General features: G+C 69.1%; 9 protein-coding genes. 3 read left to right on the top strand and 6 right to left on the bottom strand.

Features of this window, described 5'->3' with window-relative positions; all coding sequences use genetic code 11:
- The 3 genes from AB1634_17455 to AB1634_17445 form a co-directional block, all read left to right on the top strand.
- Positions 1 to 433, top strand: a 433-nt coding sequence (locus tag AB1634_17455; GenBank protein MEW6221302.1) for an HD domain-containing phosphohydrolase, incomplete at its 5' end; no start/stop codon positions are given.
- Positions 434 to 487: 54 nt separating this feature from the next.
- Positions 488 to 1,516 carry a PhoH family protein gene (locus AB1634_17450; protein ID MEW6221301.1) on the top strand — a complete coding sequence of 343 codons (1,029 nt, stop codon included), beginning with the start codon at positions 488 to 490 and terminating at the stop codon, positions 1,514 to 1,516.
- A complete protein-coding gene (locus tag AB1634_17445; GenBank protein ID MEW6221300.1) occupies positions 1,516 to 2,706 on the top strand; it encodes a pyridoxine 5'-phosphate synthase in 1,191 nt (396 codons plus the stop codon). Before AB1634_17450 ends, AB1634_17445 begins: the two co-directional genes overlap by 1 nt.
- A gap of 4 nt (positions 2,707 to 2,710) precedes the next feature.
- Here AB1634_17445 and AB1634_17440 read toward each other — a convergent pair whose 3' ends face one another.
- The 6 genes from AB1634_17440 to AB1634_17415 all read right to left on the bottom strand — a co-directional run.
- Positions 2,711 to 4,156: a FapA family protein gene (locus AB1634_17440; GenBank protein ID MEW6221299.1), complete on the bottom strand. Its 1,446-nt coding sequence runs from the start codon at positions 4,154 to 4,156 to the stop codon at positions 2,711 to 2,713.
- Positions 4,157 to 4,487: 331 nt separating this feature from the next.
- Positions 4,488 to 5,495, bottom strand: a complete 1,008-nt coding sequence (locus AB1634_17435; protein MEW6221298.1) for an NAD-dependent epimerase/dehydratase family protein — start codon at positions 5,493 to 5,495, stop codon at positions 4,488 to 4,490.
- Between the two features lie 51 nt (positions 5,496 to 5,546).
- Positions 5,547 to 6,323 carry a DNA repair protein RecO gene (gene recO, locus AB1634_17430; GenBank protein ID MEW6221297.1) on the bottom strand — a complete coding sequence of 259 codons (777 nt, stop codon included), beginning with the start codon at positions 6,321 to 6,323 and terminating at the stop codon, positions 5,547 to 5,549.
- Positions 6,323 to 7,366, bottom strand: coding sequence for a helix-turn-helix domain-containing protein (locus tag AB1634_17425; protein MEW6221296.1), 1,044 nt, complete (start codon positions 7,364 to 7,366; stop codon positions 6,323 to 6,325). Before AB1634_17425 ends, recO begins: the two co-directional genes overlap by 1 nt.
- Positions 7,367 to 7,422: 56 nt before the next feature.
- On the bottom strand, positions 7,423 to 8,349 hold the full coding sequence (locus tag AB1634_17420) for a peptidylprolyl isomerase (GenBank protein MEW6221295.1): 927 nt from the start codon (positions 8,347 to 8,349) through the stop codon (positions 7,423 to 7,425).
- A gap of 164 nt (positions 8,350 to 8,513) precedes the next feature.
- A partial coding sequence (locus AB1634_17415) for a TRCF domain-containing protein (protein ID MEW6221294.1) occupies positions 8,514 to 9,141 on the bottom strand: 628 nt, incomplete at its 5' end.

Genomic DNA, 9,141 nt, shown 5'->3' with positions numbered 1-9,141 from the left:
GGACCACGTCCTCCTGAAGCCCGGCCGGCTGACCCCTGAGGAATTCCGGATCATGCAGCGGCACACCGAGATCGGCTTCCGGCTGCTGTCGAGCTCCAACTGGGAGATTCTGGACCTGGGCGCCTCCATCGCCCTCACCCACCATGAGAAATTCAACGGCTCCGGCTACCCGCGGGGCCTGGCCGGCACTGATATCCCGGTGGAGGGCCGGATCGCCGCGGTGGCCGATGTCTTCGACGCCCTGACCTCGGACCGGGTCTACAAGAAGGCGATGCCGGTGAGCCAGGCCGTGGCCATCCTGGAGGAGGGCCGCGGCCTGCACTTCGACCCGATGTTCCTGGACCTCTTCCTGGCCTCCCTGGCCGAGATCGACGAGCTCCGCCAGCGCTATGCCGATCACGGCCCTGTTGACAAAGACCGGTCCGTCCAGTAGGTATACCGTACCAGTCTCCATGCCTCGATTCTGCCCCCGGAACTGACATCTGCCTTGAAGCCCGGCCCTGACTCCAGCCGACTGGAAATCACCTTCGCCGATCACGAGCAGGCCCGACAGCTCTACGGCGACCTCAACCGCAATCTGGTCACCATCGAGAAGGCCGCCGACATCACCGTCCGGGCCCGGGGCAACGCGGTGGTGCTCTCCGGCCCGCCCCATGCCGTGGAGGTGGCGGGCCGGGTCCTGGAGCAGCTCTATGACCTCCTGGGCCACGGCTACCCGGTCTATCCCCAGGACGTGGCCTTCGCCCTGCGGGTCCTGGAGCGCTCCCCCAAAACCTCCCTCAAGGAGATCTTCCTGGATCAGGTCTACATCACCGCCAGCCGCCGGGTGGTGTCGCCGAAGAGCCTCAACCAGAAGCTCTACATCGAGGCGATCCGGGCCAACGACGTGGTCTTCGGCGTCGGCCCGGCCGGCACCGGCAAGACCTATCTGGCGGTGGCCATGGCCATTGCGGCCCTGGCCAGCGACGCGGTCAAGAGCATCATCCTCACCCGGCCCGCGGTGGAGGCGGGAGAAAAGCTGGGCTTTCTGCCCGGGGATCTGGCCCAGAAGGTCAACCCCTACCTGCGGCCGCTGCGGGACGCCCTCGCCGACATGCTGGGGCCGGAGCGGGCCATGGACCTCACCGAGCGGGGGGCCATCGAGATCGCCCCTCTGGCCTTCATGCGGGGCCGGACCCTCAACAACGCCTTCGTCATTCTGGACGAGGCCCAGAACACCACCCACGAGCAGATGAAGATGTTCCTGACCCGCCTGGGCTTCCAGTCCAAGGCCGTGGTCACCGGCGACATCACCCAGATCGATCTGCCCGAGCGCCAGGGCTCCGGGCTGGTGGAGGCGATCCGCGTTCTGGCCGGCATCGATGGGCTGGCCTTTGTCCATTTCTCGGACCAGGACGTGGTCCGCCATCCCCTGGTGCAAAAGATCATCCGCGCCTATGACGAGCGGGAGGACAGCGGCCGGGCCGTCCTCCCGGCGCCGGACGGCAAGACCGGCCGCCAGGGCGAGGTGGCCTGATGCCAGTGGCGGTCACCAGTGAGCTGCCGGCCGGCGCGCCGGTGGGCGCGGAGTATGCTGGCCGGCTGGGAGAGCGGCTGCTGGCGCTTGTCGGGCAGGAAGAGGCCGAGCTGTCCGTGCTGCTGGTGGGCGACCACCGGATGCAGGAGCTCAACCGCCGGTACCGGGGCAAGGACCGGCCCACCAACGTGCTGTCCTTTCCCATGACCATGGCCGAGGCGGGTCCCTTGCCGCCGGGGCTGACGGTCCTGGGGGATGTGGTCATCTCCCTGGACACGGCGACCCGGGAGGCCCGGCGTCTGGGGGTAACGGTCCACCAACGGGTCCGGGACCTCTTCATCCATGGCCTGGTGCATCTTCTGGGCCTCGATCATGAACGTTCCGAGAAGGAGGCTGCGGCCATGGCTGCCCGGGAAGAGGAGCTGGCCGCCCGACTGCAACAGGAGGCGAGGAGAAAAACGATGCCGTATCTGGCTGTCAATGTCGACCATGTCGCCACGGTCCGTCAGGCCCGGGGCACCACCGAGCCAGACCCGATCCTGGCCGCCGGCATCTGCGAGCTGGCGGGCGCCCAGGGCATCGTCGTCCATCTGCGGGAGGACCGCCGTCATATCCAGGACCGGGATGTGCGTCTCCTGCGGCAGACGGTCAAGACCAAGCTCAATCTGGAGATGGCGGCGACCCAGGAGATTGTTGCCCTCGCCATCGAGGTGCACCCGGACATGGTGACCTTGGTGCCGGAAAAGCGGCATGAGCTGACCACCGAGGGCGGCCTCAACGTGACCGGCCAGAAGAAGAAGCTCAAAGAGGCCGTCGGCTGGCTGGCCGAGGCCGGGATTCCGGTCAGCCTGTTCGTCGACCCGGATGAACGGCAGGTGCTGGCGGCCCAGGAGGTGGGGGCGACCTTCGTCGAGCTCCACACCGGCCGCTTCTGCGACGCTGTGGAAGAAGGTGCCCGGGAGGAGGAGCTGGAGCTGGTGGCGCGGGCCGCGGAGCGGGCCCGGGAGATTGGCCTGCGGGTAAACGCGGGGCACGGCCTCAACTACCGGAACGCCTCCCGCATCGCGGCCCTGGAGCCGGTGGAAGAGCTGTCCATCGGCCACGCCATCATCGCCCGTGCGGTGCTGGTGGGCCTGGATCAGGCGGTGCGGGAGATGCTGGCCCTGATCGCCGGCGCCCGGGTGGGCTGAGGCCTCAGGTCAGCATGCCCCGGTCGTATTCGTCGTCGCTCATCTTGCGGATGTGGATCTCGCCGGTTTCCTCATGGACCTCGGCCACCACCCGTTGGTCCACGGCGGTGGTGGTGCGCACAGCCTTGCCGATGTGGATGGTCACCCCCGGGTACAGGGTCTGGTAGACATAGAGCCTGGCCTGGTTCGCAGCGGCCAGCTCGGCGTCGATCTCCTTCTGCCGGGTCTTGAGACCATCCACCTGCCGGACGAGAACCGGCATGATCTCGCCGAGCTTATGGCGCAGCCGCTCCTTTTCCGGTGGCAGGCGGCCGCCGGCCTGTTTCTTGATCCGCTCCAGGGCGGTGATGTTCTTGAGCACCTCGTTCAGCTTCTCCGGCCAGACCTGCAGCTCCTCCTCCACCTTCTCCCTGGCCGCCAGCAGCTCGGGCCTCGCGCCCAGGAACACCTCGGTGGTGACCTCGGTCTCCTCTCCCACGACCAGGGCATGGAGATCCCCGCCCACCACGTAGTGACCGCCGAGGATGGCCCCCTTGCCCTTCTTGGCCAGCAGATTCCCGCCCACCTTGGCCCGGCAGCCGAGGCAATAGTCCCGCACCACGAGGTCGCCGCCCGCTTCGACGAAGCCGGCCTCGACGATATTCACGGCCAGGTTGCCACCGGTCGTGATGTGGGCCTCGTTGCCCCGGACGCAGCCCCGGATGTCCAGGTCAGCGCCGGCCTCCACCCGGGCGCCCTCCACGCCCTGCATGATCCTGACCTCACCCTTGCCGCGCACGGTGAAGCCCGGCAGCACCCAGCCCAGGATCCGGAGCAGCGCCCCGACAAAGGTGACGTTGCCGACGCTCATGTCCACGTCGGTACGCACCAGGTGCTCGGCCAGGACCGCCGGCTTGTTGTCCACCAGGACGTATTTGCCGTCGATGTCGGCCGTGAGGTGCAGGCCGTCGTCGCTGACACTGACACCGGGACCGCCCTTGAGCCGGATGTCCTTGCCCGGCTTGGGGGGCATGGTCTCCCCGAAGACATTGCGCCCCGGGCTGCCCTCGGTGGGGGGCACCTTGTCAGCCAGAGCCTGGCCGGCCGAAACATTGACCAGGCTGTGGCGCTCCCGAAGATCCACAGCGACGGAAAGATCGATCTCCTCTTCCGGTTGCTCGCTGCCGCCGGGCCGGGCATGGAGAACCAGGCGGGCAGCCTCGCCGTGGCGAGGCGCCAGGCCGCGGGCCACAGCCAACGCCCCGTCCGGCTGGGCCTCCGGCTCCGGGAGCAGCCCAAAAACCACGCCCTGCGCGGCCAGCTCGGTCTGCAGGTGCACCGCATCCACCGGCGGATGGCCCGTCGGATCCATGGGGACCAGGGTGGCGACCAGCCCATCCTTGTCCACCCGCAGCAGGAAATGGCCCTCCTGCACCGGTACTCCACCCAAGAGCCGCGCCTTGTCCGCCATGTCTCGTCCTCGTCCACTGCCGCCAGTCTTCCTTTGACCGGCGGAGCGCCACGCCGGAGGAGCCCTGACCCGCATCCGCGGCGCCCGACCGCCCAAGGCCTGTCGGAGAGCTGCGAGCGCACCTCCTATCCCATCATATCGAATTTCTGGCCGCAACAGGTAAAGGTTATTGTCAGCCGCCCCCAAAGACCCATCTCCCTGCAAGAAGGAGATCCCATGCACCAGGGACGTGGAGAACGACGACGAAGGCATGGCCTCCATGCGGACCCTGGGGGTCAGCATGGCCTGGCTCATGAAGCGGTTGTTGTGAGAGGGACGGGGGCGGACGGCCTCAGGCCACGTGCGCCAGAGAGCCGCGGTACCACTCCACCATGGCGCGGATACCCTCCGGTACCGAGAAGGGGGGCTCCCAGTCCAGGGTGATGCGGCAAAGGCGGGGGTCGACCACCAGGGAGCCGAGCAGCCGGTGGAGGGCAGCGCTGACTTGGCCGGGGTCGCGGCCCGCCAACTGACAGGCGGCGTCAGCCGCCACGCCCGCGGCCTTGAGCAGGCACAGCGGCACCGGCACCAGGGTCGGCGGCCTGCCCAGGGCCTGCCCGATATGCCGGACCAGGTCCGGGGTGGAGAGGTCCTGGTTGTCGCTGACCAGCAGGGTCTGGCCAGCGGCAGCCGGCCTGGTCACGGCCTTGGCCAGGGCATCGCTCAGATTGCCCACAAAAAGGAGACTGCGGCGGTTGCTCACCAGGGCCAGGGGCAAAGGTATGCCTCGTTCTACAGCCTGAATGAGGCGCAGCATGTTGGCGCGCACTCCTGGCCCATAGACCAGCGGCAGGCGGAAAACCGTGCCCTCCAGGGCGCTGGCCTGACAAACGGTCCACAGGGCCCGCTCCGCCTGCAGCTTGCTGATGCCGTAAGGATCCACCGGCAGGCAGGGGGAGCCTTCCCGGAGCGGCTGGTCCTCCGGTGTCTCCTCGGCCATGGCCTTGACCGAGCTGGCCAGAATCAGGCGGCGGACACCGGCCTCCGCGGCCGCCTCGGCCAGACTGCGGGTGCCGGCCACGTTGACCTTCTGGTAGGAGTCGGCGCTTGCCGCAGGACGTGACTGATCGTGCACCTTGGCCGCCAGGTGCACCACCGCATCGACCCCTTTCAGGGCCGGCCGCCAGTTGGTGCAGGGTCCCAGATCCGGGATCAGCACCGGCTGGACGCCTGGGGGAAGATCGGCTGCCGCCTCCAAGCGGCGCACCGTGCCCCGCACCCGCCAGCCGCGGCCGAGCAGCTCCTGACACAGATGGCTCCCGATGAAGCCGCTGGCACCGGTCACAAGAGCCTCCGCCATGCCGGATCTCCCTCTTGAAGCTGTGCTTGACAGTTGCGGCCGGCCGGCAAGTCAGCCGGCCGCCGTACGCGGGGCGGCCACCCCCAGGAGCTGCCGCAGGCCTTGCCATGCCGGCAGCTCCCGGTCCAGGAGGGTGCGGTGGTAGTGCTCCAGAAAGGCCAAGGCCTCCCTTTCTCCCGCCTCGGACAGGTGCAGGCGATCCAGCTTGGCCAGGGGCAGACGCTGGGCCTGGGCCAGCAGCTTGACGGTCGCCAGGGTCAGGCGATCGCCGCCGCCGGCTCGGCAGACCGAGCAGACGATCCCCCCGTCCCAGGGATGGAACCAGAAGGGTGAGCCCCGGGACGTCAGGTCGCCGCAGCGCAGGCAGCCGGCCAGCTGCGGCCGGTAGCCCACCAAGTCCAGGAGCCGCAGGGCGAAAAGGGTCACGGTGTGGACTGGGCTCTGCCCGGCATCCAGCCGCGCCAAGCCCCAGACCAGGAGAGCGAAGACCCCTGCCGCCTCGTCCTCGGTCCTGGTCCAGGCCCTGGTGAGCTCAACCAGAAGACAGGCCGCCCCGTAGCGCTCCGGGTGCTGGCGCAGGGCAAGAAAGGGCGTCACCAGCTCCGCGTCCTCGATCCGCAGCCAGCCGGGCCGGCCGGGGTCCAGGACGAAGAGATCCACCAGGGAAAAGGGCTCCAGCCGGTTCAGGAAACGGCGCCTGCTCTTCTTGGCGCCCCGGGCCAGGCCTACCCCCTTGCCGGTCTGAGCGGCCAGGAAGGTCACGGCCAGATCGGCCTCGCCGCTCTCGGCTACCGCCAGGATTACCGCCCGCAGGTCGGAATAGGCCATCAGGGCCGAGGCTTGACAGCAGACTCCGGGAAGGACCGGCGGACGATCTCGCCGGGTCTTCCCAGCGGACCCAGCTCCTGACCGTTCACGGTCACCAGCACGCCGCCGCCGTTGCCAGCATGGATGAAGATCCGCTCCTTGGCTCTCCAGGCTTGGCTCTGGCCAGGCTCATAGATAGTATCCCGCAGGGTCTGCCCGTCCAGCTCCACCCGCACCCAATTCCGTGCCGTGAAGCGAGCCTCCAGCAGGAGGCCGCTCCCGGGATCAGCAGCTGCGCCCTGGGCCAGAGGAGGCGGAGAGCCTGGCGCTGCCGCCGGCCCCTCCGGCCCCGGCGCGGTCATGCCGGCGGAACTGCCTGCCGGCACCGCCCCGCGGCCAGCCGCTGCCGGCGGCCCTGGGGGCGGAATGCTCCCTGGCGGCGGGCTGGCCACCGGGGACGCCGGAGTCACTTCGGCGGGCAACGCTGGCGCCGGCGGTGCCGATGGGGAAGGGACCGGCGCTGGTGCAGGCAGCTCGCCGGACGGCGGGGTGGCCTGGCCGGTCGGGTGCTCAGGGGCTGGCAGCATCTCCTGCGGGCCTTGGAGAACCGGGCCCAGGAGCAGGTACAAGGCCAGGCCCACCAGGCCGGCCAGGAGGCCCAGCAGCAGCCAGCGCCCAGACCGCCCCGGCGGACGCGACCGGATGGCCCGGCTGCCGGTCAGCTCCTCCCGCTCCGAGGGCAGCGGCCCGCCGCCGGCAAAGGCCTCGCCCCCGGCCTGGATATACCGGCTGACCGTCTCCTCCGGATCGAGACCGACCTGGAGAGCGTAGTTGCGGATGAAACCGCGCACAAAGACGTCGGCAGGCAGGCGGGTCCGGTCATCCTCCTCCAGGGCCTGAAGCGCCCCGAGGTGGATGCGGGTGGCCCGGGCAATATCGTCCAGGCTGACCCCTCGCAACGTCCGCTGCCGGCGCAGATAGTCGCCGAAGCTCCCGCTGCGGCGACCTCCTTCCGCCTCACCGGTTGCCCCCGGTGTCTCCGTATCGGTTGGATCGAATGCCATGCTCCCTCACGGCAATGGCCGGACCGGGCTGCTCGCCGGCAACGGCCCGGGGTGCCTCAACCTTCGAGAAGGATCCTGATCTGGGCCTTGCCCCGCAGCTCTTCCAGAAAGCGACCAAACTGGCGCTGGAGGTCCTGCTGGAAGATCAACTCCCGGACCTCCTCCTGGATGGCCTCCAAGGGGGCCAGCTCGAGCCCTTGCGCCACCCGGCGGCGCAGGACCTTGACCAGCTGGACCCCGCCCGGCGTTTCCACCGGCTCGCTCACCTCGCCAGGGGGCAAGGCCTCGATGACCTTGCGCATCGACTCTGCCATCTGGGTGGGGTCCACCACCCCGATGTCGCCGCCCTCCGCGGCGGAGGACAGCTCGGAAAAGCGGCGCGCCGCCTCCCGGAAGCCCAACTCGCCGCCGACGATCTGCCGCCGCAGGCCCCGGATCCGCTCCCGGACCTCCTCCCGGGCCGCGGCCTCCTCGCCCGCCGCCCAGCCCAACCCGAGCAGCAGCACATGGTAGCCCGGCTCCATGGCCTCGGCCGCCAGCTCCTCCTGGTAATACTGGGCCACCCGCTGGTCCGTGACCACGACCCGGGACCGGACCTCCAGGTCCACAAGCCGCTTCTGGAGCAGGGAAAGCCGGAGGGCCTGGCGGTAGTCCGCCATGTCCCGTCCCATGCGCACCAGATCCCGTTCCAGCTGCTCCCGGTTGAGGCCGTGCCGGGCCATGACCTGGGCGATACCCTGGTCCACCTCCGCATCGGTCACCGTAATGCCCAGCTCGACGGCCTTCTGCTCGGCAAGCTTCCGGTCCACGAGCTGGGCGAGCAGCGACCGCCGCAGCTCGGCCTGGCCGGCAGCAGGCGCCTGCCCCGCCCGCAGAAAGGTCGCCACCTCCGCCTCCAGCTCGGACAGGGTGATGACCTCATCGTTGACCACAGCCACAATCCGGTCCACCTCCTCCGCCCACAGGGAGGTCGCCGGCAGCACCAGCGCCAGCCAAGCCGGAAGCAGCAGGAGGCCAAGAGCGAGGGGCCGGAGCCAACGGACACCGGGACAGCAGCGCAAGCGATACAGGAGGCCCATGGGCATAAGGAAGGGGGCAGAAGGGGCGGATGGATGCGGGTCTCGACAGGACAAGAACTGTTAGCACGCTACTTGAGGGCCTGCAAGATCTTTTTCGCCTCCTCCAGGAGGGCATCGCCAGCGGCATCCGTCTCCACCAGAAGACGGGCGTCCGGGGTGAAGCGCCTGGCCTTCGGGGCCGCGGCGGTGAGGGCGAGGATCCGTTTCGGATCCACCGGCGAGTCGGGCAGAAAGGACAGGACCAGCTGGCGGTCGCCGGCCTCCAGCTTGGCAATGCGCAGGGCCTTGAGCTCACCCTTGAGACCAACGATAGCCAAGAGGCAGCAAAGCTCCGGGGGCAGCTCACCGTAGCGGTCCCGCAGCTCGGCCGCCAGCTCGGCCAGCTCCTCCTCCCCACCGAGGCCGGCGATGCGTCGGTAGGCCAGGTAGCGCTGGCCGGCGTCCCGGATGTAAGACTCGGGAATGAAAGCCGACAGCTTGAGGTTGATCTCCGGCTCCAGTTCCTCTTCGTCCAGGGGAGCGCCAGCAGCCGCCTTGCGCTTGAGGTCGGCCACCGTCCGGCCCAGAAGATCGAGATACAGCTCGTAGCCCACCGCGGCGATGTGGCCGCTCTGGGAAACCCCCAGGAGGTTGCCGCCGCCCCGGATCTGCAGATCGCTCATGGCCAGCTTGAAGCCTCCCCCCAGCTGGTCATAC

This window comes from Thermodesulfobacteriota bacterium, from assembly GCA_040755095.1.
GTDB lineage: Bacteria > Desulfobacterota > Desulfobulbia > Desulfobulbales > JBFMBH01 > JBFMBH01.
Note: the sequence above shows the minus strand (reverse complement) of the source record. Positions and strands in the feature narration are given on the sequence as shown.